Origin of the sequence: Streptomyces sp. NPDC006332, from assembly GCF_040612855.1 — a bacterium.
In the GTDB taxonomy this organism is placed as follows: Bacteria; Actinomycetota; Actinomycetes; order Streptomycetales; family Streptomycetaceae; genus Streptomyces.
The window spans coordinates 118,580-141,142 of record NZ_JBEXRA010000010.1; the positions used below are offsets into that span (position 1 = coordinate 118,580).

27 protein-coding genes are annotated in these 22,563 nt (G+C 72.1%); 7 read left to right on the forward strand and 20 right to left on the reverse strand.

Going from position 1 to position 22,563, the window contains the following annotated elements; translation table 11 throughout:
• Nucleotides 1-116 precede the first annotated feature (116 nt).
• From trpC to hisI, 6 genes are all read right to left on the reverse strand, one after another.
• A complete protein-coding gene (gene trpC, locus ABZ027_RS12125) occupies nt 117-926 on the reverse strand; it encodes an indole-3-glycerol phosphate synthase TrpC (protein ID WP_356767080.1) in 810 nt (269 codons plus the stop codon).
• A 175-nt stretch (nt 927-1,101) separates the two neighbouring features.
• Nucleotides 1,102-1,557, reverse strand: coding sequence for a DUF2752 domain-containing protein (locus ABZ027_RS12130; RefSeq protein WP_356767082.1), 456 nt, complete (start codon nt 1,555-1,557; stop codon nt 1,102-1,104).
• A gap of 104 nt (nt 1,558-1,661) precedes the next feature.
• Nucleotides 1,662-1,913, reverse strand: coding sequence for an HGxxPAAW family protein (locus ABZ027_RS12135; protein WP_356767084.1), 252 nt, complete (start codon nt 1,911-1,913; stop codon nt 1,662-1,664).
• A gap of 363 nt (nt 1,914-2,276) precedes the next feature.
• Nucleotides 2,277-2,915 carry a TIGR02234 family membrane protein gene (locus ABZ027_RS12140; protein WP_356767086.1) on the reverse strand — a complete coding sequence of 213 codons (639 nt, stop codon included), beginning with the start codon at nt 2,913-2,915 and terminating at the stop codon, nt 2,277-2,279.
• 69 nt (nt 2,916-2,984) lie between these two features.
• Nucleotides 2,985-4,472 (reverse strand): anthranilate synthase component I, encoded by a 1,488-nt coding sequence (locus tag ABZ027_RS12145; RefSeq protein ID WP_356767088.1) that lies wholly within the window; start codon nt 4,470-4,472, stop codon nt 2,985-2,987.
• A gap of 11 nt (nt 4,473-4,483) precedes the next feature.
• Nucleotides 4,484-4,882: a phosphoribosyl-AMP cyclohydrolase gene (gene hisI, locus ABZ027_RS12150; protein WP_356767090.1), complete on the reverse strand. Its 399-nt coding sequence runs from the start codon at nt 4,880-4,882 to the stop codon at nt 4,484-4,486.
• Nucleotides 4,883-4,965: 83 nt separating this feature from the next.
• Between hisI and ABZ027_RS12155 the strand changes: the two genes are divergently transcribed.
• Nucleotides 4,966-5,601 (forward strand): TIGR03085 family metal-binding protein, encoded by a 636-nt coding sequence (locus ABZ027_RS12155; protein ID WP_356767092.1) that lies wholly within the window; start codon nt 4,966-4,968, stop codon nt 5,599-5,601.
• An 11-nt stretch (nt 5,602-5,612) separates the two neighbouring features.
• Nucleotides 5,613-6,011, forward strand: coding sequence for a VOC family protein (locus ABZ027_RS12160; RefSeq protein WP_356767094.1), 399 nt, complete (start codon nt 5,613-5,615; stop codon nt 6,009-6,011).
• A gap of 36 nt (nt 6,012-6,047) precedes the next feature.
• On the opposite strand, the gene ABZ027_RS12165 is transcribed toward ABZ027_RS12160, so the two are convergent.
• The 10 genes from ABZ027_RS12165 to hisD form a co-directional block, all read right to left on the reverse strand.
• On the reverse strand, nt 6,048-7,295 hold the full coding sequence (locus ABZ027_RS12165) for an MFS transporter (RefSeq protein ID WP_356767096.1): 1,248 nt from the start codon (nt 7,293-7,295) through the stop codon (nt 6,048-6,050).
• A gap of 15 nt (nt 7,296-7,310) precedes the next feature.
• Entirely contained in the window at nt 7,311-7,892 is a 582-nt protein-coding gene (locus tag ABZ027_RS12170; RefSeq protein ID WP_356767098.1) for a helix-turn-helix domain-containing protein, read from the reverse strand.
• Nucleotides 7,893-8,038: 146 nt separating this feature from the next.
• Nucleotides 8,039-8,794: an imidazole glycerol phosphate synthase subunit HisF gene (hisF, locus tag ABZ027_RS12175; protein WP_356767100.1), complete on the reverse strand. Its 756-nt coding sequence runs from the start codon at nt 8,792-8,794 to the stop codon at nt 8,039-8,041.
• The gene (locus tag ABZ027_RS12180) at nt 8,791-9,189 is read right to left on the reverse strand and encodes a RidA family protein (RefSeq protein WP_356767102.1); all 399 of its coding nucleotides are present in this window, start codon (nt 9,187-9,189) and stop codon (nt 8,791-8,793) included. The genes hisF and ABZ027_RS12180 overlap by 4 nt, the downstream gene beginning before the upstream one ends.
• Complete coding sequence (gene priA, locus ABZ027_RS12185) at nt 9,186-9,935, reverse strand: bifunctional 1-(5-phosphoribosyl)-5-((5-phosphoribosylamino)methylideneamino)imidazole-4-carboxamide isomerase/phosphoribosylanthranilate isomerase PriA (RefSeq protein WP_356767104.1); 750 nt, start codon at nt 9,933-9,935, stop codon at nt 9,186-9,188. Before priA ends, ABZ027_RS12180 begins: the two co-directional genes overlap by 4 nt.
• The gene (hisH, locus tag ABZ027_RS12190; protein WP_356767106.1) at nt 9,935-10,588 is read right to left on the reverse strand and encodes an imidazole glycerol phosphate synthase subunit HisH; all 654 of its coding nucleotides are present in this window, start codon (nt 10,586-10,588) and stop codon (nt 9,935-9,937) included. The genes priA and hisH overlap by 1 nt, the downstream gene beginning before the upstream one ends.
• Nucleotides 10,579-10,743: a hypothetical protein gene (locus ABZ027_RS12195; RefSeq protein ID WP_356767108.1), complete on the reverse strand. Its 165-nt coding sequence runs from the start codon at nt 10,741-10,743 to the stop codon at nt 10,579-10,581. Before ABZ027_RS12195 ends, hisH begins: the two co-directional genes overlap by 10 nt.
• Nucleotides 10,740-11,333: an imidazoleglycerol-phosphate dehydratase HisB gene (hisB, locus tag ABZ027_RS12200; protein ID WP_356767110.1), complete on the reverse strand. Its 594-nt coding sequence runs from the start codon at nt 11,331-11,333 to the stop codon at nt 10,740-10,742. Before hisB ends, ABZ027_RS12195 begins: the two co-directional genes overlap by 4 nt.
• Nucleotides 11,330-12,448, reverse strand: a complete 1,119-nt coding sequence (locus ABZ027_RS12205) for a histidinol-phosphate transaminase (RefSeq protein WP_356767112.1) — start codon at nt 12,446-12,448, stop codon at nt 11,330-11,332. Before ABZ027_RS12205 ends, hisB begins: the two co-directional genes overlap by 4 nt.
• The gene (gene hisD / locus ABZ027_RS12210) at nt 12,445-13,767 is read right to left on the reverse strand and encodes a histidinol dehydrogenase (protein WP_356767114.1); all 1,323 of its coding nucleotides are present in this window, start codon (nt 13,765-13,767) and stop codon (nt 12,445-12,447) included. Before hisD ends, ABZ027_RS12205 begins: the two co-directional genes overlap by 4 nt.
• Nucleotides 13,768-13,957: 190 nt before the next feature.
• Between hisD and ABZ027_RS12215 the strand changes: the two genes are divergently transcribed.
• The 4 genes from ABZ027_RS12215 (at nt 13,958) to ybaK (ending at nt 18,074) form a co-directional block, all read left to right on the forward strand.
• The gene (locus ABZ027_RS12215; protein WP_356767116.1) at nt 13,958-15,535 is read left to right on the forward strand and encodes an oxidoreductase; all 1,578 of its coding nucleotides are present in this window, start codon (nt 13,958-13,960) and stop codon (nt 15,533-15,535) included.
• A 154-nt stretch (nt 15,536-15,689) separates the two neighbouring features.
• Nucleotides 15,690-16,787 carry a hypothetical protein gene (locus ABZ027_RS12220; protein WP_356767118.1) on the forward strand — a complete coding sequence of 366 codons (1,098 nt, stop codon included), beginning with the start codon at nt 15,690-15,692 and terminating at the stop codon, nt 16,785-16,787.
• Nucleotides 16,788-16,798: 11 nt separating this feature from the next.
• Nucleotides 16,799-17,539, forward strand: a complete 741-nt coding sequence (locus ABZ027_RS12225; RefSeq protein ID WP_356767120.1) for an LON peptidase substrate-binding domain-containing protein — start codon at nt 16,799-16,801, stop codon at nt 17,537-17,539.
• A 34-nt stretch (nt 17,540-17,573) separates the two neighbouring features.
• Nucleotides 17,574-18,074, forward strand: a complete 501-nt coding sequence (ybaK, locus tag ABZ027_RS12230; protein WP_356767122.1) for a Cys-tRNA(Pro) deacylase — start codon at nt 17,574-17,576, stop codon at nt 18,072-18,074.
• 57 nt (nt 18,075-18,131) lie between these two features.
• Here the strand turns inward: ybaK and ABZ027_RS12235 are convergent, their stop codons facing one another.
• From ABZ027_RS12235 to ABZ027_RS12250, 4 genes are all read right to left on the reverse strand, one after another.
• The gene (locus tag ABZ027_RS12235; RefSeq protein ID WP_356767124.1) at nt 18,132-18,836 is read right to left on the reverse strand and encodes an AAA family ATPase; all 705 of its coding nucleotides are present in this window, start codon (nt 18,834-18,836) and stop codon (nt 18,132-18,134) included.
• Nucleotides 18,837-18,870: 34 nt separating this feature from the next.
• Entirely contained in the window at nt 18,871-19,692 is an 822-nt protein-coding gene (locus tag ABZ027_RS12240; RefSeq protein ID WP_356767126.1) for an ABC transporter permease, read from the reverse strand.
• 82 nt (nt 19,693-19,774) lie between these two features.
• Complete coding sequence (locus ABZ027_RS12245) at nt 19,775-20,749, reverse strand: ABC transporter ATP-binding protein (protein WP_356767128.1); 975 nt, start codon at nt 20,747-20,749, stop codon at nt 19,775-19,777.
• A 124-nt stretch (nt 20,750-20,873) separates the two neighbouring features.
• A complete protein-coding gene (locus ABZ027_RS12250) occupies nt 20,874-22,097 on the reverse strand; it encodes an NYN domain-containing protein (protein WP_356767130.1) in 1,224 nt (407 codons plus the stop codon).
• A 222-nt stretch (nt 22,098-22,319) separates the two neighbouring features.
• On the opposite strand from ABZ027_RS12250, the gene ABZ027_RS12255 reads away from it, so the two are divergent.
• A complete protein-coding gene (locus tag ABZ027_RS12255) occupies nt 22,320-22,484 on the forward strand; it encodes a hypothetical protein (RefSeq protein ID WP_356767132.1) in 165 nt (54 codons plus the stop codon).
• Nucleotides 22,485-22,563: the final 79 nt, after the last annotated feature.

A 22,563-nucleotide genomic window follows, 5' to 3' on the forward strand; every position in this document is an offset into this window, starting at 1 on the left:
CCCGCCGCGCGGGCGCGCGGCAGCCTCGGGGCCGGCAGCCGCGCGCGAGGCGGGCGTACCGGTCCACGGTCGTCACGGTGAGCGAGGGAGTCATCGGGGCCAACTCTAGCGGGAGATCAGCCGCGTCCGTGGCGCAGTGCGGGGTGCTCGCCCGCCGCGACCAGGTCGGAGACCGCCGTCTTCGGGTCCTTGCCGGTGACCAGGGACTCGCCGACCAGGACCGCGTCGGCGCCGGCGTTGGCGTAGGCGATGAGGTCGTGCGGGCCGCGGACACCGGACTCGGCGATCTTGACGATGTGGTCGGGGATCTCCGGAGCGATCCGCTCGAACGTGCCGCGGTCGACTTCCAGCGTCTTCAGGTTGCGCGCGTTGACGCCGATCACCTTCGCGCCCGCGTCCACGGCGCGCTCGATCTCGTCCTCGTCGTGCACCTCGACGAGGGGGGTGAGTCCGATGGACACCGCGCGCTCGATGAGGGACTCCAGGGCCGACTGCTCGAGGGCCGCGACGATCAGCAGCGCGAGGTCGGCCCCGTAGGCCCTGGCCTCCCAGAGCTGGTAGGAGGTGACGATGAAGTCCTTGCGCAGTACGGGGATGTCCACCCGCGCGCGGACCGCCTCCAGGTCGGCCAGCGAGCCGCCGAAGCGGCGCTGTTCGGTGAGGACCGAGATGACGGCCGCGCCGCCCTCCTCGTAGTCCGCGGCCAGCCCGGCCGGGTCGGCGATCGCGGCCAGTGCGCCCTTGGACGGGCTGGAACGCTTGACCTCGCAGATCACCTTGACGCCGTCGCCGCGCAGCGCGGCCACCCCGTCCTTGGCGGCGGGGGCCTTCGCCGCGCGTTCCTTGAGCTCGTCGAGGCTGACGCTCGCCTGCCGCTCCGCGAGGTCGGCACGGACTCCGTCGATGATCTCGTCGAGCACACTCACGCGAGCGGCCCCCTTCCAGACGGTTGACTGTTCACGGTTCGGCTTTCGTCACCGGTCCGCCCCATCGGGCGCGGACGAGAAGAAAACCGATGGTCACTGCGATGGTATCCGGAGGAAGGCGTAGGCCTCACATCCGGTTGACGTCGGTCCCACTACCTGGACCTCCGACAGTTGATCAAGGGTGGAGCCAGCCACCGAACGGCAGGTTCCGGACAATCGTGAAGACCACCAGCAACGCGCCCAGCGTCCAGACGAGCGCCGGGGCGGGATCGATCCGCAGCGGGCGTCCGCGCACGGCGTGCGCCACCCAGACCGTCCACAGGACGGCGAACCCCAGATAGCCGACGACGGCCGGGGCGTTGTCGTGCAGCGCCGTCAGGAAGTTCCCGTGCACGAAGGCGTGCGCGCTGCGCAGCCCGCCGCAGCCCGGGCAGTACAGGCCGGTGTAACGCAGCAGCGGGCAGACGGGGTAGTGGCCGGGCTGGTTGGGGTCCACGGTCCCCACGTACGCGAAGGCCCCGGCGACCGCGGCGAGGGTCCCGGCGGGCACCGCCAGCCGGGCCGCCACGCCCCGGGCGCCGGACCGTGTCCCTGTCGCCCCGTGGAGGCTGTCGGCGTTCACGTCTGGCATTGTGCCGCGCCCCGGTCGTGCGCGCGCGGGAGGGGCGGCCCCGGCGGCATCGCCGGGTCGCCCCTCCATGACCGTACGGGCGCGCTGGTCGCGCCGCAGGGGGTTCAGCTCTCGGCGCCGGCCGGTTCGCGCTGCTCGGCGTTCTGGTGCACCGGGTGGGTCTGCTTCGGCATGCCCAGGCCCATGGCGCTCATGATCCAGCCGACCACGCCGCCGAGGACCGTGATCGCCATACCGGCCCAGAAGCCCGCGGGCTCGGCCAGCACCATGAAGGCGCCCGCCACGCAGAAACCGATGAAGACGATCGTGACACCGGTCCAGGCGGCCGGGGTGTGACCGTGGCTGCTGCCCGCCATGACTTGCTCCTCGTTGCTGTGTACGTGTCTGAGCCGGACGCTCAAGGTCCATCATCCCGTACGCGCGCGGGCGGCCTGTTCGGGGGTCGCCCTCGTGCGCCGGGCCACCGGACCACCGGCCGCCGGGGCCTGCCCTGCGGGTGTCCCGACGGGGCGGAAGACAGCGCCGCGGCAGACGACGTTCGCCCCCTCGCGACGCCCGGCACGCTCCCCCACTGCCTTGAGGGTGTGGCAGGTGCCTCATCTCGCCGCACCGGCCGAAAGCCGCCTGCCCGGCCGAGCATGCCGCGGACGCGGGGCTTGGCGCCCGTCTGCGGCGAGGGGCAACGCCCATTTCCTGCGACGTGATCCGCCGGACAGGCGCTACGCCCCGGTGGGGTCCTCGCCCCGGTCGAGGGCCTTCCACAGTTCCTCGGGCCGGTCGGGGTCGGCGGCGGCCGTACGCCGGGGGCGGGGGGCGCCCGAGCGTTCGTAGCGGCCGGACATCGCGGGCCACAGGCGGCCGTAGCGCAGGGCGAGCAGTCCGGCGAGCAGCAGCAGGAGGCCGCCGACGGCCGCGACGTACGGCCAGGCGGTGTGGGTCAGCGAGTCCACGGTGGCCGAGGTGTCCCCGGAGGCCTGGGCGGCCTTCTCGTCGAGCGCGGCGGTGTCGGAGGCGCCGAGCAGGGCCGCGGCGATGGTGCCGGCCCCGGAGAGCGCGAGCAGGGCGGCGACGGCGAAGCGACCGGCCCGGCGCACCGCGAAGACGGCGACGAGCGCGGCGAGGCCCACTATGGCGAGGGCCGCGGGGACGCCGGTGACGTCGCTGCCGGTGGCGGTCAGCGGGAAGTCGCCGCCGGCCACCGTCGCGGTGCCCTGCGACCACTGCTGGCGGGTGGCCAGCAGTGCCACGGCAGCGCCGAGCGCGCCGGACAGCAGAGCTACGGCAAGGCTTCGGCGGCCGCCCCGGGCGGGGCCGGCGGCTTCGGAACGGGGGTGCGGTACAGCAGTCACGTACCCCACTATCGCCTGAACCCCGGGCGAACGGTCACCCGGGGCGGAGTGAGAAGCGCCCCATTGCGGCGAAGCGCCCTACTTGCCCAGCCGGTTGGCCGTGTGCACCGCGCGCAGGACCGCCGCCGCCTTGTTGCGGCACTCCTGGTCCTCGGCGACCGGGTCGGAGTCGGCGACGATGCCCGCGCCCGCCTGGACGTACGCGGTGCCGTCACGCAGCAGGGCCGTGCGGATGGCGATGGCGGTGTCGGAGTCGCCGGCGAAGTCCAGATAGCCCACGCAGCCGCCGTACAGGCCGCGCCGGGAGGGCTCCAGCTCGTCGATGATCTGCATCGCGCGGGGCTTGGGCGCGCCGGAGAGGGTGCCCGCCGGGAAGCAGGCGGTGAGCACGTCGAAGGCGCTGCGCCCCCCGGCGACCTTGCCGGTGACCGTGGAGACGATGTGCATGACGTGCGAGTACCGCTCGACGGACATGAAGTCGACGACCTCGACCGAGCCCGGCTCGCAGACCCGCCCCAGGTCGTTGCGCCCCAGGTCGACGAGCATGAGGTGCTCGGCGCGCTCCTTGGGGTCGGCGAGCAGTTCGTCGGCCAGGGCCTGGTCCTCCTGCGGGGTGGCGCCGCGGTGCCGGGTGCCGGCGATGGGGTGGACCATCGCCTGTCCGTCCTCGACCTTCACCAGGGCTTCCGGGCTGGATCCCACGATGTCGAACCCGTCGAGACGCAACAGGTACATGTACGGCGAGGGGTTGGTCGCCCTCAGCACCCGGTAGACGTCCAACGCGCTCGCGGTGCAGGGCGTTTCGAAGCGCTGGGAGGGGACGACCTGGAAGGCCTCGCCCGCGCGGATGCGTTCCTTGACGTCCTCGACGGCCTCCTGGAAGTCGGGGCCGCCCCACAGGGCCGTGTACTCGGGGAGTTCGGAGGGCGGGAGGACCGCCGGGGGCTGGGCCACCGGGCGGGAGAGGTCGGCCTCCATGGCGTCCAGGCGGGCCACCGCGTCGTGGTAGGCCTCGTCGACGCCGGTGGCGAGGTCGTTGTGGTTGATCGCGTTGGCGATCAGGAGGACCGAGCCCTCCCAGTGGTCCATCACGGCCAGGTCGCTGCTGAGGAGCATGGTCAGCTCCGGCAGCCGCAGGTCGTCCCGCTCGCCGGGGCCGATCTTCTCCAGGCGGCGCACGATGTCGTAGCCCAGGTAGCCCACCATGCCGCCGGTGAAGGGCGGCAGGTCTTCCTGGTGGGGGGTGTGCAGGGCCTCGATGGTGGCGCGCAGGGCGGCGAGGGGATCGCCGTCGACGGGGACGCCGACGGGCGGGGTGCCGAGCCAGTGCGCCTGTCCGTCGCGCACGGTGAGGGTCGCGGCGCTGCGGACGCCCACGAAGGAGTAGCGGGACCACTGGAACGCCGTGCGGCCGTTCTCCGCGGACTCCAGCAGGAAGGTGCCGGGGCGCTCGGCGGCGAGCTTGCGGTAGAGCGCGACCGGGGTGTCGCCGTCGGCGAGGAGTTTGCGGGTGACGGGGATGACCCGGCGGTCGATGGCCAGCTTGCGGAACGTCTCGAGGTCCATGGCGGCTGACCTTACTGAGCGGAGGGCGCCGCGTCGGAATCGGCGCCCTCGACGGCCTTGAGGACGTCCTCGTCGAAGCAGGTGCGGGCGCCGGTGTGGCAGGCGGCGCCGACCTGGTCGACCTTGACCAGCACGGTGTCCGCGTCGCAGTCGAGGGCGACGGACTTGACCCACTGGAAGTGGCCGGAGGTGTCGCCCTTGACCCAGTACTCGCGGCGGCTGCGGGACCAGTAGGTGCAGCGGCCGGTGGTGAGCGTGCGGTGCAGCGCCTCGTCGTCCATCCAGCCGAGCATCAGCACCTCGCCGGTGTCGTACTGCTGGGCGATGGCGGGCAGGAGGCCGTCGGCGCTGCGCTTGAGGCGCGCGGCGATCTCTGGGTCGAGGTTGCCGTGGGCGGGCTTGCTGGTCATGGGTGCCATTGTGCCGCGCGCCACTGACAGTGACGGCGGGGCGTCCACTGGGCGGACCCGCTGGGCGGTCGTAGGCTGACTGCATGTCCACTTTCGCCAAGCGTGAACGGCTCCTGCTCGCCGACCTCTTGGAAACCGCGGGTCCCGAGGCACCGACCCTCTGCGAGGGCTGGCAGACCCGGGATCTGGCCGCGCACGTGGTGGTGCGCGAGCGCCGCCCCGACGCCGCCGGCGGCATCCTGATCAAACAGCTCGCGTCCCGTCTGGACAAGGTGATGGAGGAGTTCGCCGCCAAGCCGTACGAGGAACTGATCCAGCTGATCAGGACCGGCCCGCCGCGTTTCTCACCCTTCCAGCTCAAGCAGCTCGACGAGGCGTCGAACACGATCGAGTTCTACGTCCACACCGAGGACGTCCGCCGTGCCCAGCCGGACTGGACGCCGCGCGAGCTCGACCCGGTCTTCCAGGACGCCCTGTGGTCCCGGCTGGAGCGCACCGCCCGGCTGATGGGCCGCGGCGTCCCGACCGGCCTGGTGCTGCGTCGCGCGGACGGTCGTACGGCGGTCGCCAACCGGGGCACGCCCGTCGTGACGGCGACCGGGGAGCCGTCGGAGCTGCTGCTGTTCCTGTACGGCCGGCAGGACGCCGCCGACGTGGAGCTGGACGGGGAGAAGGACGCGATCACCAAGCTGCACGGCGGAAAGCAACTCGGGATCTGAGAGAACCGGTCATGATCAAGGTCGCGATGACGAGTGTCTATGTCGACGACGTCTCCAAGGCCCACGCCTTCTACACGGAGGTGCTGGGCTTCGAGACCCGTATCCACATGGACCTCGGCGGCGGCACGCTGTTCGTCACGGTGGGCGCAGCGGAGGGCGCCCAGCAGGACCTCCAGTTGCTGCTGGAGCCCGGCCAGGGCCCCATCGCCGACCCGTACCGCAGGGCGGTCCGTGAGGCGGGCCTGCCCTGCATCGTGTTCTCCGTCGACGACATCGAGGCGGAGTACCGGCGGCTGCGCGGGCTCGGCGTCGAGTTCACCCAGGAACCCCGGGGGCAGGGGCCGGTCGTCGCGGCCGTGCTCGACGACACGGTGGGCAACCTCGTGCAGCTGGTGCAGCCGAAGGACTGAGGGCCAGGACTGACGCGGTGGCCAGGACTGGCGAGGTCAGCGGGGCAGTTCGGCGCGGCGCAGGTCGCGGACGCACAGGGCGACCACGCCGCCCAGGGCGCACACGGCGGCGCTGACGACGAAGACGGGGCCGGTGCCCCAGGCTCCGATGGCCGCGGCGGACAGGGGCATGCTCAGTGGGGCCAGACCGAGGCTGACGAGGCTGGCGACAGCGGTGACGCGGCCGAGGAAGGCGGGGTCGGTCTGGGTCTGCAGCAGGGCGTGGCACATGGCGCCGCTGAGCCCGGCGAGTAACCCGATGAGCAGGGCTGTGCCGACGGCCGCGACGACGTTCGGTACGTAGGCGAGGGCGCCGATGGCGACGCAGCCCGCCAGGAGGGCGGAACCGGCGACCTGGCCGGCGTGCGGCAGCCGTCCGCGCACGGTCAGCAGGAGCGAGGCGGTCCCCGCGCCGGCGCCGAACCCCGCGAGCACCCAGCCCATCCCGGCGGCACCCCAGCCGCGCTCGTCGGCCAGCAGGGTCAGGCCCACGTTGAGCGGTCCGACGAAGCCGAGGTCACCGAAGGCTATGGCGAGCATCAGGGGGGCGAGGACGCGGTGGCGGCGGATGTAGCGGAGGCCCACCACCAGGTCGCTCCAGGCGGTGGTGGCGGGTGCCGCGCTGTCGTCCTGGGGCAGTTCCCGGACCCGAACGGAGATCAGCAGCGGCACCGACACGGCGATCAGCAGCCCGGCGACCCCGAACGCGGCCGCCGCGCCCCCGACCGCCACGCCGAGTCCGCCGAGCGGGGCTCCGACGACGGCGGCGAACCGGTAGGCCAGCCCCCGCATCCCCTGAATCCGGGCGAGCTGTCCGCTGCCGGTGATGCGCGCGGGCAGCGCGCCCACGGCGGGCACGAACACGGCGTCCACGGTGCCGAAGACCAGGGCGAGCACGGCCAGCGGCCACAGCCCCGGGCTGGTGAGGAACAGCAGCGCCGCCACGGCGAGGACGGCGGCGCAGCGCGCGGCGTCGCTGCCGATGACGACCCGCCGCGGACCGAAGCGGTCGGCGATCACGCCCCCGCCCAGCATCAGCACGGCGCGTGGCAGCGCGCTGACCGACATCACCAGTCCGGCCTGGGACGGCGTGCCCGCTTGTACGGCGGCCCAGGACAGGGCGATGTAGTAGACGCCGTCGCCGGCCATCGACGAGGCGTACGCGGCCAGCCAGCGCAGGACATTGGGGTCGCGATGGGCGGGTCTGTCGGTGACGGACCCCGGGCGGACGGCGGTGGTGGACATGCGTGACGGGCCCTCTCAGGTGCGGAACGGGAAGCCGTACGTGTACACCGCGACGTTCTCGCGGCCCTCGGTGTCGTCGGCGGCACGCCCGCGTTCCTCGTACCTGCGAACGAGGGCGTACATCTCCTTCGACAGCTCCGACAGTTCGTCCGGTGTGAGCCTGAGCAGCCACTCGGAGGAGTCGGAGGCGGTCGTCCACGCGTCGCTCCAGTGCGCGCGCTCGTCGAGGTAGCGCCGGTACATGTCGGCGCGCTGCTCGAGGAAGAGCCTGCTGGCCGCGGTGTGGGCGGCGGCCTTCTCGGGGGCGTCGCGGAAGTCCTCGTCGCGGATGCTCACCCCCTCCGAGGCCGGCTGCCACCACCGCTCCCGGCCGTCCGCGCTCTGCGCCTCGGCCTCGTCGATGAGGCCGTGCTCGGCCAGTTTCCGCAGGTGGTAGCTGACCAGCGAGACGGCCTCGTCCACCTGGTCGGCGAGCTGGGAGGCGGTCGCCGAGCGGGCGATGATCAGCCGTCGGTAGAGCTGCGCCCGCAGCGGGTGCGCGAGTGCCTTCAGCGTCCCGACGTCGGTGATCCGACGGTCTCTCTCCTTGCCTGCCATGCGGCCTCCTTGCCTGTCGTGCCACCCACCGTAGACAGGAAAGTAAAATTGCACAATATTTTTTGCGCAACTTCTCTTTCGTATCACCGCGTAGAGAAACCCCGGCCGCCCTGAGGCAACCGGGGTTCACATCGCAGCCGACCAGGTCACCTCACCGGATGCCCCGACTCCCGCAGCGCGTCCTTGACCTGCCCGATCCGCAGATCACCGAAGTGGAACACGGAGGCCGCGAGCACCGCGTCCGCGCCCGCCGCGACGGCCGGCGGGAAGTCCGCCAGCTTTCCCGCGCCGCCGGAGGCGATCACCGGGACCGTGACGTGCTTGCGGACGGCGGCGATCATCTCCAGGTCGTAGCCGTCCTTGGTGCCGTCCGCGTCCATCGAGTTGAGCAGGATCTCCCCCGCTCCCAGCTCGGCGGCCCGGTGCGCCCACTCGACGGCGTCGATGCCGGTGCCCTTGCGGCCACCGTGGGTGGTGACCTCGAAGGAGCCGGACTCGGTACGGCGCGCGTCCACCGAAAGCACCAGCACCTGACGGCCGAAGCGTTCGGCGATCTCGCGGATCAGGTCCGGGCGGGCGATGGCCGCGGTGTTCACGCCCACCTTGTCCGCGCCCGCCCGCAGCAGCTTGTCCACGTCCTCGGCGGTGCGGACTCCCCCGCCGACCGTCAGCGGGATGAACACCTGCTCGGCGGTGCGGCGCACCACGTCGTAGGTCGTCTCGCGGTTGCCCGAGGAGGCGGTGATGTCCAGGAATGTCAGTTCGTCGGCGCCCTCGGTGTCGTACACCTTGGCCATCTCGACGGGGTCGCCCGCGTCGCGCAGGTTCTGGAAGTTGACGCCCTTGACGACCCGGCCGCCGTCCACGTCCAGGCAGGGGATCACTCGTACGGCGAGGGTCATGCGGTGCCCTCCCTGCGGAACGCCTCCACCTCGACCTCGACGACCAGGCTGGGGTCCACGAAGCCGGAGACGATGATCATTGAGGCGGCGGGCCGGACGGTGTCGAACAGCTCCTTGTGAGCGCGTCCGACCTCCTCCACGTCCCGGGCGTGGGTGAGGTACAGCCGGGTCCGCACGACGTCCTCGCGGCCGAGCCCCAGTTCCCCGAGCGCCGCGAACGCGACGTTGAAGGCGTTGACCGTCTGCTCGTACGGATCGCCGCCGGCGATCTCGCCGTCCACTATCGAGGTGCAACCGGAGACCAGGACCAGGCCGTTGGGCAGTTCCACCGCGCGGGAGTACCCGAAGGTCTCCTCCCAGGGCGCGCCGGTCGTGACGCGTCGCAGATCGCTCACTTGGCTACCGCCTCCAGGGCTTCTTCGAGGGTGAACGCCTTCGCATACAGCGCCTTCCCGACGATGGCGCCCTCAACACCGAGAGGTACCAGTTCGGCGATGGCCCGCAGGTCGTCAAGCGACGACACACCACCGGACGCCACGACCGGCCGGTCCGTCGCCGCGCACACGTTCCGCAGCAGCTCCAGGTTCGGGCCCTGCAGCGTGCCGTCCTTCGCGATGTCGGTCACCACGTAGCGCGCGCAGCCCTCCTTGTCGAGCCGCTCCAGCGTCTCGTAGAGGTCGCCGCCGTCACGGGTCCAGCCGCGTCCGCGCAGGGTTGTCCCCCGTACGTCGAGACCGACCGCGATCTGGTCACCGTGCCGGGTGATGACCTCGGCGACCCACTGGGGCGTCTCCAGGGCGGCCGTGCCGAGGTTGACCCGGGCGCAGCCGGTGGCCAGGGCGGCGGCCAGTGTGGCGTCGTCGCGGATGCCGCCGGACAGCTCGACCTTGACGTCCAGGTCCTTCATGCGCTCGGCGACCTCGCCGATCAGGGCGCGGTTGTCGCCGGTGCCGAACGCGGCGTCCAGGTCGACCAGGTGCAGCCACTCGGCGCCCGAGCGCTGCCAGGCCAGGGCGGCCTCCAGCGGGGAGCCGTACGAGGTCTCCGAGCCGGACTCGCCGTGCACCAGCCGGACCGCCTGGCCGTCACGGACGTCCACGGCGGGGAGGAGTTCGAGCCGTCCCGGGGGGTTGGAAGACATCAGAGGGTTCCGATCCAGTTGGTGAGCAGCTGCGCTCCGGCGTCGCCGGACTTCTCGGGGTGGAACTGGGTGGCCCACAGGGCGCCGTTCTCCACGGCGGCCACGAAGGGCTTGCCGTGCGTCGACCAGGTCACCAGCGGGGCGCGCATCGCCGGGTTCGCGGTCTCCAGGCTCCAGTCGTGCACGGCGTAGGAGTGCACGAAGTAGAAGCGGGCGTCCGCGTCCAGGCCCGCGAACAGCTCGGAGCCGGTGGGCACGTCCACGGTGTTCCAGCCCATGTGGGGCACGATGTCGGCCTCCAGCGGCGCGACCGAGCCGGGCCACTCGTCCAGGCCCTCGGTCTCCACTCCGTGCTCGATGCCGCGCGCGAACAGGATCTGCATGCCGACGCAGATGCCCATGACCGGACGGCCACCGGACAGCCGACGGTCGATGATCCAGTCCCCGCGGGCCTCCCGCAGGCCCTTCATGCAGGCGGCGAAGGCCCCGACGCCCGGCACCAGCAGGCCGTCCGCGTTCATGGCCCGGTCGAAGTCACGCGTGATCTCGACGTCGGCGCCCGCGCGGGCGAGGGCCCGCTCGGCGGAACGCACGTTGCCGAAGCCGTAGTCGAAGACGACGACCTGCCGCTTGCCGACGGAGCTCAATTCCACACCTCCAGCCTCATGACACCGGCGACCAGGCACATCGCGGCGCCGATGGAGAGCAGCACGATGAGGTTCTTCGGCATCTTCTGCTTGACGAACGAGTAGATGCCGCCGAGGAGGAAGAGCCCGAAGACGATCAGGATGGTGGACAGCCCGTTCACAGCGCGCCCTTCGTGGAGGGGAGAATCCCGGCCGCGCGCGGGTCGCGCTCACAGGCGTACCTGAGGGCCCGGGCGAGCGCCTTGAACTGGCACTCCACGATGTGGTGCGCGTTGCGCCCGTAGGGCACGTGCACGTGCAGCGCGATCTGTGCCTGGGCGACGAACGACTCGAGGATGTGCCGGGTCATCGTGGTGTCGTACTCGCCGATCATCGGCGCCATCTTCTCGGGCTCGGTGTGCACGAGGTAGGGGCGGCCCGACAGGTCGACGGTGACCTGGGCGAGGGACTCGTCCAGGGGGACCGTGCAGTTGCCGAAGCGGTAGATGCCCACCTTGTCGCCGAGGGCCTGCTTGAAGGCGGCGCCCAGCGCGAGGGCGGTGTCCTCGATGGTGTGGTGGGAGTCGATGTGCAGGTCGCCCTCGGTCTTCACGGTCAGGTCGAACAGACCGTGCCGGCCGAGCTGGTCGAGCATGTGGTCGTAGAAGCCCACGCCCGTGGACACCTCGACCTTGCCGGAACCGTCGAGATCGATCTCGACGAGGACCGAGGTCTCCTTCGTCACCCGCTCAACGCGGCCTACGCGGCTCATGCGCTCTCCTTCTTCAACTCACGGACCGCGTCGAGGAACGCGTCGTTCTCTTCGGGGGTTCCGGCGGTCACCCGCAGCCAGCCGGGTACGCCGTTGTCCCGGACCAGGACACCCCGGTCGAGGATCCTGCGCCACATCGCATGCGCGTCGTCGAACCGTCCGAACTGGACGAAGTTGGCGTCCGACGCGGTGACCTCGTAGCCGATCGCCAGCAGTTCGGCGACCAGCCGGTCCCGCTCGGCCTTCAGCTGCTCGACGTACCCGAGCAGGGTGTCGGTGTGCTCCAGGGCGGCCAGCGCGGTCGCCTGGGTGATCGCCGACAGGTGGTAGGGCAACCGTACGAGCTGGACGGCGTCCACGACCGCGGGGTGCGCGGCGAGATAGCCGAGGCGCAGGCCGGCCGCTCCGAACGCCTTGGACATCGTCCGCGAGAGGACGAGGTTCGGCCGGCCCTCGATGAGCGGCAGCAGCGAGTCGCCGTGGCTGAACTCGATGTACGCCTCGTCGACCACGACCATCGCCCCGGCGCTCGCGGACCTCGCGGCCTGCGCGGCCTCGTACAGCGCGAGGACGGTATCCGGCGGGACCGCGGTGCCGGTGGGGTTGTTGGGGGTGGTGACGAAGACGACGTCGGGCTGGTTCTCGGCGATGGCCTTCTCGGCCGCGGCGAGGTCGATCGTGAAGTCGTCGTTGCGGGGGCCGGAGATCCAGCCCGTGCCCGTGCCGCGCGCGATCAGGGCGTGCATCGAGTACGACGGCTCGAAGCCGATCGCCGTGCGGCCCGGTCCGCCGAAGGTCTGCAGCAGCTGCTGGATGACCTCGTTGGAGCCGTTGGCCGCCCAGACGTCGGCCAGGCCGACCTCGTGGCCGGACGTGGTCGTCAGGTACTCGGCGAGCCGGGTGCGCAGCTCGACGGCGTCACGGTCCGGGTAGCGGTTCAGGTTCCGCGCCGCCGCGCGCACCCGCTCGGCGATCCGCTCGACCAGCGGCTCGGGCAGCGGGTAGGGGTTCTCGTTGGTGTTCAGCCGTACCGGGACATCCAACTGGGGCGCGCCATAAGGTGACTTGCCGCGCAGCTCGTCCCGTACGGGGAGATCGTCGATTCCGAAGCTCACTTGCTCGCCGGTACCTTCCAGCCGAACCTTGCCTTGATCGCCGCGCCGTGTGCGGGCAGATCCTCCGCCTCCGCCAGCGTGACCACGTGATGCGCCACGTCGGCCAGCGCGTCCCGGGTGTAGTCCACGATGTGGATGCCGCGCAGGAAGGACTGGACGGACAGGCCCGAGGAGTGGCAGGCGCAGCCGCCGGTGGGCAGCACGTGGTTGGACCCGGCGGCGTAGTCGCCGAGCGAGACCGGCGCCCAGGGCCCGACGAAGATCGCGCCGGCGTTGCGCACCCGGTCGGCCACCGCGGCCGCGTCCGCGGTCTGGATCTCCAGGTGTTCGGCGCCGTACGCGTCGACCACCTTCAGCCCCTCGTCGATCCCGTCGACCAGCACGATCGCGGACTGCCGGCCGCGCAGCGCCGGGGAGATGCGGTCCTGCACGTGCTTGCTCGCGGCGACCTGCGGCTCCAGTTCCTTCTCGACGGCGTCGGCGAGCGCGACGGAGTCGGTCACCAGCACGGCGGCGGCCAGCGGGTCGTGCTCGGCCTGGCTGATCAGGTCGGCGGCGACGTGCACCGGGTCGGCCGTGTCGTCGGCGAGGATCGCGATCTCGGTCGGGCCGGCCTCGGCGTCGATACCGATCTTGCCGGTGAAGTAGCGCTTGGCGGCGGCGACCCAGATGTTGCCAGGGCCGGTGACCATGGTGGCCGGCGGGCAGGACTCGGTGCCGTACGCGAACATCGCGACGGCGGTCGCGCCGCCCGCGGCGTACACCTCGTCGACGCCGAGCAGGGCGCAGGCGGCGAGGATCGTCGGGTGCGGCAGCCCGTCGAAGTCGGACTGCGCGGGGGAGGCGAGCGCGATCGACTCGACGCCGGCCTCCTGCGCGGGGACCACGTTCATGATCACGGAGGACGGGTAGACCGACCGGCCGCCGGGCGCGTACAGCCCGACCCGGTCGACGGGGACCCATTTCTCGGTCACCGAGCCGCCGGGCACGACCTGGGTGGTGTGGGCGGCGCGCCGCTGCTCCCGGTGGACGAGCCGGGCGCGGCGGATGGACTCCTCCAGGGCCGCGCGCACCGCCGGGTCCAGTTCCGCCAGGGCCCGGGTGAGTGCCTCGGCCGGGACCCTGATCGAGGCCAGGCGCACGCCGTCGAACTTCTCCGCGAAGTCGATCATCGCCGCGTCGCCCCGATGATGCACGGCCTCGCAGATCGGGCGCACCTTCTCCAGGGCGGCCTGAACGTCGAACTCGGCTCGGGGCAGCAGGTCGCGCAGGGCGGGGCCCTCGGGGAGGGCGTCGCCGCGCAGATCGATGCGGGCCATCGGGGAATGTTGCAGCACGCGGTCAATTCTCTCAGACCCGGATCGGGCACTGTTCGCGCGTATCAATGGCTGATACGAATCCCGGAGGAAACCTGGAAGATCGCCTTCACGCTGGGCGTTCGGGGCGTCACTCAGCGGGCATGAAAGGTTGTATGAGACAAGGAAACGCCACTGAGGAGGAAGAGAACCGGTGAGCGAGGGGGCCGGTGTCCCGGACGGGGACCTGCCGGGTGATCTGACCGCCGCCGAGGCCGGCATGTGGCAGGCCTTCCGCAACGGCAGCGTGTACGACCTGAGCAGCGGCGACACCGTCGTCGACGATCCGCACGGGGGCCATCCCTGGGGCGCCGACCGGACCGTGCGGGCACGGATCGTGTGCTGGCTGCTCCTGGACGGCCCGCCGGCGCTCGCGGGCCGAGTGTCCTCCCTGAAGCTCGTGGGCGTGCAGATCAGCGGCGCCCTGGACCTCGCGGGCGGCACGGTGGTGCCCTACGTCGAGATGCGCGAGTGCCGCTTCGAGCGGGACGTCCTGCTGCCGGAGGCCCGCTTCACGACCCTGCGGCTGGTGGACTGCTCGGTGCCGCGCCTGGAGGCCGCCCGGGTGCACACGGAGGGCGATCTGCACCTGCCGCGCTGCCGCTTCCACAACGGCGTCCGGCTCACCGACGCGCAGATAGGCACCGACCTGCTGATGAACCAGGCGATCGTCTACCGCGACCGCAGCGGCCGTTCGATCGCCGCCGACGGCCTGACCGTCGGGCAGGACCTCCAGGCCGAGATGCTGGAGTCGCACGGCGAGCTGAGTCTGCGCAGCGCCAAGATCGGCGTCTCGCTGAGCCTGCGCGGCGCCCGGCTGGTCAACCCGTACACCCGGCTCGCCCTGAACGCCCCCCAGCTGACCGTGGAACGCTCGCTGTACCTGACCCCGGCCGGCGTCGGCGGCCTCCAGCTGAGCGGGACGACGCCCGCGCGCGGGACGCGCATCCAGCGCTTCGAGTGTCAGGGCGGGCTGCGCCTGGACGACGGACGGTTCGGGGACGCCGTCGATCTGGAGCGGGCCCGGTTCACCCTCACCGACGAGCAGGAGCTGTCGCTGCGCCGCGTACAGACGCCCGAGCTGCGCTTCCTCGGGGAACGGCCGGCCCGGGGGGCGGTGGTGCTGTCGGGGGCGCGGGTGGTCAACCTGATGGACCGGGCGGACGCCTGGCCGGGGCCGGGCCGGCTGCACATGGGCGGCTTCACCTACGAGAACCTGGTTCCGCGCGGCCCGTTCCCGCTGAACGAACGGCTGGAGTGGGTGGCGGCGGCGACCGCCGAGTACAACCCGGAGCCGTACGAACTGCTGGCCGCCGTGCTGCGGGCCGGAGGCGAGGACGAGGACGCGCGCGAGGTGCTGCTCGCCAAACAGCGCCGGCGTCGGGAGAGCCTGCCGGTCGCCGGCAAGTTGTGGGGGTACGTCCAGGACTGGACGGTGGCCTACGGATACCGGCCGGGCCGGGCCGCCGTGTGGATGGCGGTGCTGTGGGCGGCGAGTTCGGTGGCCTTCGCGCACGCCGACCACCCACCACTCAAGCGCGGCGAGCATCCGCCGTGGAACCCCGCGCTGTTCGCGCTGGATCTGCTGCTTCCGGTCATCGACCTCGGCCAGGTCGGGTTCTGGCAGCTGCGCGGCGGCTGGCAGTGGCTGGCCGCCGCGATCATCCTGCTGGGCTGGATCCTGGCGACGACGGTGGCGGCGGGCGCGACGCGGCTGTTACGGCGCAACTGAGATCGTGAGATCTGTCCGGGCAGGTGAGACAGGTGAGGCTGGTGATGCCCAAGTTGTTGAACGGTCACCATTTTACTTTCCCTTTTCCTCGGCGGGCACAACTTTCCGCGAGTTGGCCGTTCCCGCTGGCGTCCGCGTGACCTGCGGTCTTTCAATGGTCGTCACCATGGCTCTGCTGCCCCCGTTCAACCGGGCCTCTCGGACCACCTCGCGTCAGGCCGGCGGACTGTCCGCCGACGACGAGGTGCTGCTCGACGCGCCCGACGACCGGCTGGGCCCCGCGCTGGTCGCGGCAGCCCAGGGCGAGTACGGCCCCGCGTCGGCGCTGCTGAGCGCCACCCGGGCGAGCGCGGAGTGGGAGATGCGGGACCGCTACCTGCGCAGGCTCGCGGCCTTCGCCCGTTCGCGCGACGAGTGGTACGAGGCCTGGCGCACGGCCGCCCCGCACGATCCGGACGCACTGCTGGTGGGCGCGCAGCTCGCGGTGGACCGCGTCTGGCGGTCGCCGGCGCGGGCGGAACTGCTGCGCGAGGTGAGCCCGTCGATCACCGCCGCCGCCCGCGGCGACCTGCGCGATCCGGTGCCGTGGCGGATCGCGCTGGACCACGCGCGCGGCTCGAGCGCCGGCCACAGGTACTTCGAGGAGCTGTGGGAGGCGGCCGTCCGCCGTGCCCCGCACCACTACGGCTGCCATGTCGCGGCGATGCGGTACCTGGCCTCGTCCTGGCGGGGCTCCCTGCCCGCGTGTTTCGACTTCGCCGAGCTGGCCGCGCACGATGCCCCGGCCGACTCGCTCGTCCAGGCGCTGCCGGCCCGGGCGGCCTTCTCCTGCCTGACCGTCGGTCTGATCCACGGCCGGGCCGACGGACCCGCGGACGGACCGGCCGACGGCCGCGGCCCCGAGGTGACGCGGGAACGCCTGGACGCGGCCGCCGACCGGGCGATCGCGCTCTCCGCCCGCTTCCCGGCGGCCGACCCGTGGCCCGCCGAGGTCCGCAACAAGCTGATGTACGTCCTGGTGCGGCTGGAGCGCTGGACGGACGCCGCGGAGCAACTGCGCCAGATCGGCCCGTACGCCGCCTCGTTCCCCTGGGACCGGTTCTCGGACGATCCGCTCGCCAAGTTCCTGGAGATCCGCCACGAGATCTGGTCCCGGATCCGGGACCAGAACCGGGGCGAGACCCGTCGGCGAACCCCTTCCGTCCATCCACGGAGTGAGCACGGCGAACGTGCCCACTCCGGCGACCACTAGGCTCTTGCGTCGTGACCACCGTGCGGCTCCCGCTCTTTCCCCTGAACTCTGTGTTGTTCCCGGGGCTCGTGCTTCCTCTGAACATCTTCGAGGAGCGCTATCGCGCCATGATGCGCGAGCTGGTGAAGACCCCTGAGGACGAGTCGCGACAGTTCGCCGTCGTGACCATCCGCGACGGCCACGAGGTGGCGACGACCTCCCCGGGCCTGCCGGACCAGACGGCCGTGCCCGAGCGCGGACCGGCGGCAGGCTTCGGCGACGACCCGATCAAGGCGTTCCACGGTGTCGGCTGCGTCGCGGACGCGGCGACCATCCGGGAACGGGCCGACGGCACCTTCGAGGTCCTGGCCACCGGCACCACGCGGGTGCGCCTGCTGTCCGTCGACGCCTCCGGTCCGTTCCTGACGGCCGAGCTGGAGGAGCTCGCGGAGGATCCGGGCGACGAGGCGGGGGCGCTGGCCGAGGGGGTGCTGCGGTCCTTCCGCAAGTACCAGAAGCGGCTCGCGGGCGCCCGTGAGCGGTCCCTGTCGACCGGCTCGGACCTGCCGGACGAACCGTCCGTGCTCTCCTACCTGGTGGCCGCGGCGATGATGCTGGACACCCCGACCAAGCAGCGCCTGCTCCAGGCCCCGGACGCCGCGTCCCGGCTGCGCGACGAGCTGAAACTCCTTCGCTCGGAGACGTCGATCATCCGTAGTCTGCCGTCGTTGCCCGCGGCGGAACTGACGCGGGGCCCGATGAGTCTCAACTGACGCACGACCTCAAAACAGGCGGGATCAGGCCGCGATGGCGAAGAAGGCGAAGAAGCAGCAGTCGGGCGGCACGCCCGCGACGGTGGCCCTGACGGCCGCAGGGGTGTCGTACACGGTCCACTCCTACGACCACGACCCCTCCCACCCGTCCTACGGCGAGGAGGCGGCCGCGGCCATGGGCGTGTCACCGGAGCGGGTGTTCAAGACGCTGGTGGCGGACGTGGACGGGGCCCTGACGGTCGCGGTGGTCCCGGTGGCGGGCCAGCTGGACCTCAAGGCGCTGGCGTCGGCGGCCGGCGGCAAGCGGGCCACCATGGCCGACCCGGCACTCGCCGAACGCACCACGGGGTACGTACGCGGCGGCATCTCCCCGCTCGGGCAGCGCAGGAAGCTGCCCACGGTCCTCGACGCGTCGGCGTCCGCCCATCCGACGATCTGTGTCTCGGCGGGCCGCCGCGGCCTGGAGGTGAAACTCTCCCCGTCGGCCCTGGCCGACCTCACGGACGCGGTGGTGGCGCCCATCGGGCGTGCGTGACGGCGGTGCCGTTCGATCAACCCCGGTCCGGGCCCGCGGGGCCCGGCACGGTCCGGCTCACGCCTCCGGGGCGCCGTAGGGGTCCTTCGGGGCGGGGTCCTGCTCATAGGGGCCGTGCGGCTCCGGATCCCGGGGCCCGAACAGGGCGGTCAGGCCCAGGTGCACCACCAGGGCCGCCAGCGACCACGTCAGCAACGCCCCCTTGGCGCCCAGCTTCAGCGGCGCGGAGAAGGTGACCTGCCTGCCCGCGGACTTCGCGTGGGCGATCACGTCCTGGGTCGGCCCGAGCCACACGCCGAGGCGCCAGGCCAGCAGCGATCCCAGCAGCCCTCCGACGCCGAGCGCCACCACCAGCGGCACTCCCCCGCGCCGTCGCAGCAGGAAGACGACGAGCGCGCTCAGCGCCCCGAAGGCCAGCCCCAGCAGAGTGAACGTTCCATCGACCCCGACCGCCTGCTCGCCCTCGGACTCCTTGAGGTAGACGACCCAGCTCTTGTCGACCACGTCACCCACCAGCGGGACGTGCGGGGCCAGCCACCACCACAGCACGCCCAGCAGCACCCCGGCGAGGGCCACCGCCACCGTGATCACGGCGGCTTCCCGCACTTCGGTCTTCATCCCGGGCCCATCCTGTCCGTACGAACCGTTCGTGCCGTACGTCGGGTCCGGCACGGGAGCCACATACCCGGGAGGCGACCCCGGCCACGCACGGTGCGCGGGCTGTTCGTGGGGCGGTGGAGGAGGAGTCAACGGTGCGGTCACTCTGACATCGTGCCAGGCGCGCCTGTGCGGCGCGTCACCGGACGGCCGCCCGGCGGTACGCCCAGGTGGCGACGGCCAGCGAGACCACGCCGACTCCGCCGCAGACGGCGAGATCACCGAGGACGAAGGCCCAGTCGGGGTGCGGCCCGAAGGTACGCGCGAAGGCCTCGACGCCGTACGTCGACGGCAGCAGATCCCGGGTGAAGCGCACCGCCTCCGGCATCCGGTCCGCGGGCAGGACCCCCAGCAGCAGCGCCGCCGACATGCCGAGCTGCCCGAGCAGCGTGGCCAGTTCCGGACGCGGCGCGAGCAGTCCCAGCGCGGCCCCGAGCCCGGCGAGCGCGGCGCCCGCGAGCGGGATGACGGCGACGAGGATCCACAGGTGCGTCAGCGGCAGCCCGAACAGCACGGACCCGAACACCGCGGTCACCACGGTCCCCGGCACGGTGAAGGACGCGTACGCGCCCGCCGCGCCCAGCACCACGGCGGCCGGCGGCACCGGCAGCGTGGCGTAGTGATCGAGCCCGCCACTGCCCCGCAACTGCCCGAAGTACTGCGCGAGCAGGTTCAGCGCGACGAAGGCGACGACGAGGACCGACGACCCGGCCACCACCGCCTGCGCCTCACCGCCGCCGTCGACGACGCCCCGCATCAGGATCATGATCCCGATCGACTGGAAGGTCGCCACGAACAGCAGCGGGATGCGCGCGACCCGTGCCCGGGACAGCTGCGCCCGGTACACGGCCACCAGCGCCGGCCACAGCCGCGCGCGTGGACCGAGCTCGGCCGCCTCACGGACCGGCTCCTCGGCGGCCAGGGCACTGCCCGGCACCACCTCGGCGGGTACGACACTCACCTCGTGCGGCTCCCCTCACTCGGTCTCACTGCGGCGTTCGTCCTGGTGCGTACGGATGCGACGGTCCGCGTACTCAACGTGCTCACGCCTTCACCAGCCCCTGCTGCGCCGCGCCGCCCAGGGCGAGGTACACGTCCTCCAGGCTGGGCGTGGCGAGCGTGAAGTCGTCCAGCGCGGCGAACGCGGCCCCGCCGGTGACGGTGGCGACGACCGTGCGGGCCTCGTCCGGGGCGAGTCTGAGGGTCCAGCGGCGCCCGGACTCCACGGACCGCTCGCGCAGCGCGGCGACCTCGGGCACGTGCAGCGGAGCCGTCTCGCGCCACACCAGGTCGACCCGCACCTCCCCGGCGACCTGTTCCTTGAGGCCGGTGGGGGTGTCGCAGGCGATCACCCGGCCCCGGTCGAGGACGGCGACCCGGTCCAGGACGGTCTCCGCCTCGATGACGTTGTGGGTGACCAGCAGGACGGTCGCGCCGTGTTCGGCGCGGCGCCGGTCGACGGCGCCCCAGACCGCGCGGCGCGCCACGGGGTCCATTCCGGTGGTCGGCTCGTCGAGCACGAGCAGCGGCCGCCGGCCCACCAGCGCGGTGGCGAAGCAGGCCAGTCGGCGCTGCCCGCCGGACAGCTTCTTCAGCGGCCGCCCGGCGAGCGGCGCGAGGCCGAGTTCGTCCAGTACGGCGTCCCGCTCGGCCCGGGCGCCCCGCGCGTCCAGTCCGCGCAGCCGACCGGTGGTCTCGGCGGCGAGTGACACGGTGAGTTCGTCCAGGGCGGAGGACTCCTGCCCCAGGTAGGCGAGGAGTCGGGCGGCCCGCTCCGGGTGACGGACGATGTCGTGTCCGAGGATCTCGACGCTCCCCCGGTCGGGCCGCATCAGCCCGGTCAGCTGCCGTACGAGGGTGGTCTTCCCGGCGCCGTTGGGGCCCAGCAGCCCGAAGATCTCACCGCGCCGGATGTCCAGGCGTACGTCGTCGGTGGCTCTCACCTCGGAGGTCGCGGGAACGCCGCGCCGACCCCGTACCGCCGGATAGGTCTTGGTCAGCCCGCGCACGGCGCACACGACATCACCACTGTGCCGAAGTGCCGGTGTCGCGCGCGTACTCACAAGTGACGAGACTACGTGGTCCGCCGCCCCGGCCGGTTCCCGGGGCGGCCCATAAGGGGGAATCCGGGGGGTAACGATCTCACTCGGCCGCGGGGGCGTGCCCCGCCGCCGTCCGTAGGTCGATCTCCCGCCAGAACCCGGCCCGGATGGCGTAGCGGTCGTGCTCGTCGATCTGGTCGTCCTTGTGGGCGAGCAGCCCGAACCGGGCCGCGTACCGCAGCAGCTCGCCGTCGATGCGGTGCGGGACCCGCGGATACATCTGGGACAGCTTCTGCAGGTTGGCGCCCTGGTCCCCGAGCCGCTCCATCCATCTCCTGGCGAACACCTGTCCGACCTCGAACGGGTCCCCGCCGACCGTGGTGATGTCCTCCTCCCGGTCGGCCCACCGCTGCTCCGCCGTGGTCAGCTGCGCCAGCGTCGGCATGGACGCCACCTCGGGAGGTTCGGAGGCGGCGCCGGGCCGGTCGACCCAGCCCTTGTCGGAGGACCACCGCAGGGTCGCGGTCTGGGGCGGCTGGGCGGGCTGGACACCGGGAGCGCGCAGCGCGGCCAGGTCCTTCGGCGTGGGTACGCCCTTCGTGGCCGGCGTTCGTTCCTCGGTGCCGTTCTCCGAGGAACCGGCCACCGTGGCGTGCTCGGCCTCCTCAGTGGAACGCTCGGCCGCCGAGGAGAGCCCGGACTCGGGCAGCGGCGCCGACAGGATCGCGGCGATCTCGGGACGTGGCGCGGGCGGCGGAGCGCAGACCCCGCCGAGGTCCTTGGCGCGTACGGCCTTGGTGATCCACGTACGGTCGAGCACGCGCCGCTCGTCGGCCTCGGCGACCAGGTCCTCGGACTGGTTGTAGTCCCCGTCGGCGGCCTGCACGGCCCACAGGTGTACGGCGACCCCGTGTTCCTTGGCCGCCATCATGCCCGGGAGCAGATCACCGTCTCCGGTGACCAGGACGACGTCGGAGCAGGCACGGTTGCGGGCCAGCTCGGTCAGCTCGGCGTGCATCGCGGCGTCCACGCCCTTCTGGGCCCAGCGTCCGTCGCTGCGGGTCAGGGCGCCCAGCCGGACGGTGACCCGGGGCATCACGCGCAGCCTGCGGTGTTCGGGCTGCGGGACGCGGTCGGGGGCGCCGTCGAACCAGTAGATGCGCAACAGCGGCCGTTCGGTGTCGGACTCGGCGCGTTCGCGCAGCCCCTGGATGAGGGCGGCGTGGTCGACGGTGATACGGGATCGCGAGGGTTCCCCGGCAAGGAGACTGGCGGCGGCCCCCAGCAGATACCCGGCGTCCACCAGGACGATGCAGCGGTCCACACGACTCACCCTCTTCCCGGGAGGTTTGCTTCGGGCTTGCTTCGAGTCTGCCCGACCGCGCGGGGGTTAACGGCCCGAACTCGATCTTCGGCGTGGCGTTTCGGCTCCTCGCGCTCCGACAAGCCCTGTCACACACGGTAATTATCCGACATGCGCTCTTTGTCAGCCTATGTGAATCTGGTCCCGGCCCTGGCCCCTAGACCCCCCACAGGAGGCAGCACCATGGCCAAGAACAAGAAGCAGGACCGTAAGCAGCCCCAGTCCGAGCGCGGTCAGCAGGCGGCCCGCCCGTCGTCGATGGAGACGCAGGGCGAGGAGCACTCCCCGCAGGTGAGTCCGGGCGACATGGCCCGCAAGGGGCGTCACAAGCGCTTCGGTCACAACTGACTTCAGGTCACAACTGACATCCGGGTGACGGGCTGTTGACGCCCACCGAGACACCATCGAGACACCGAGGGGCGCATCC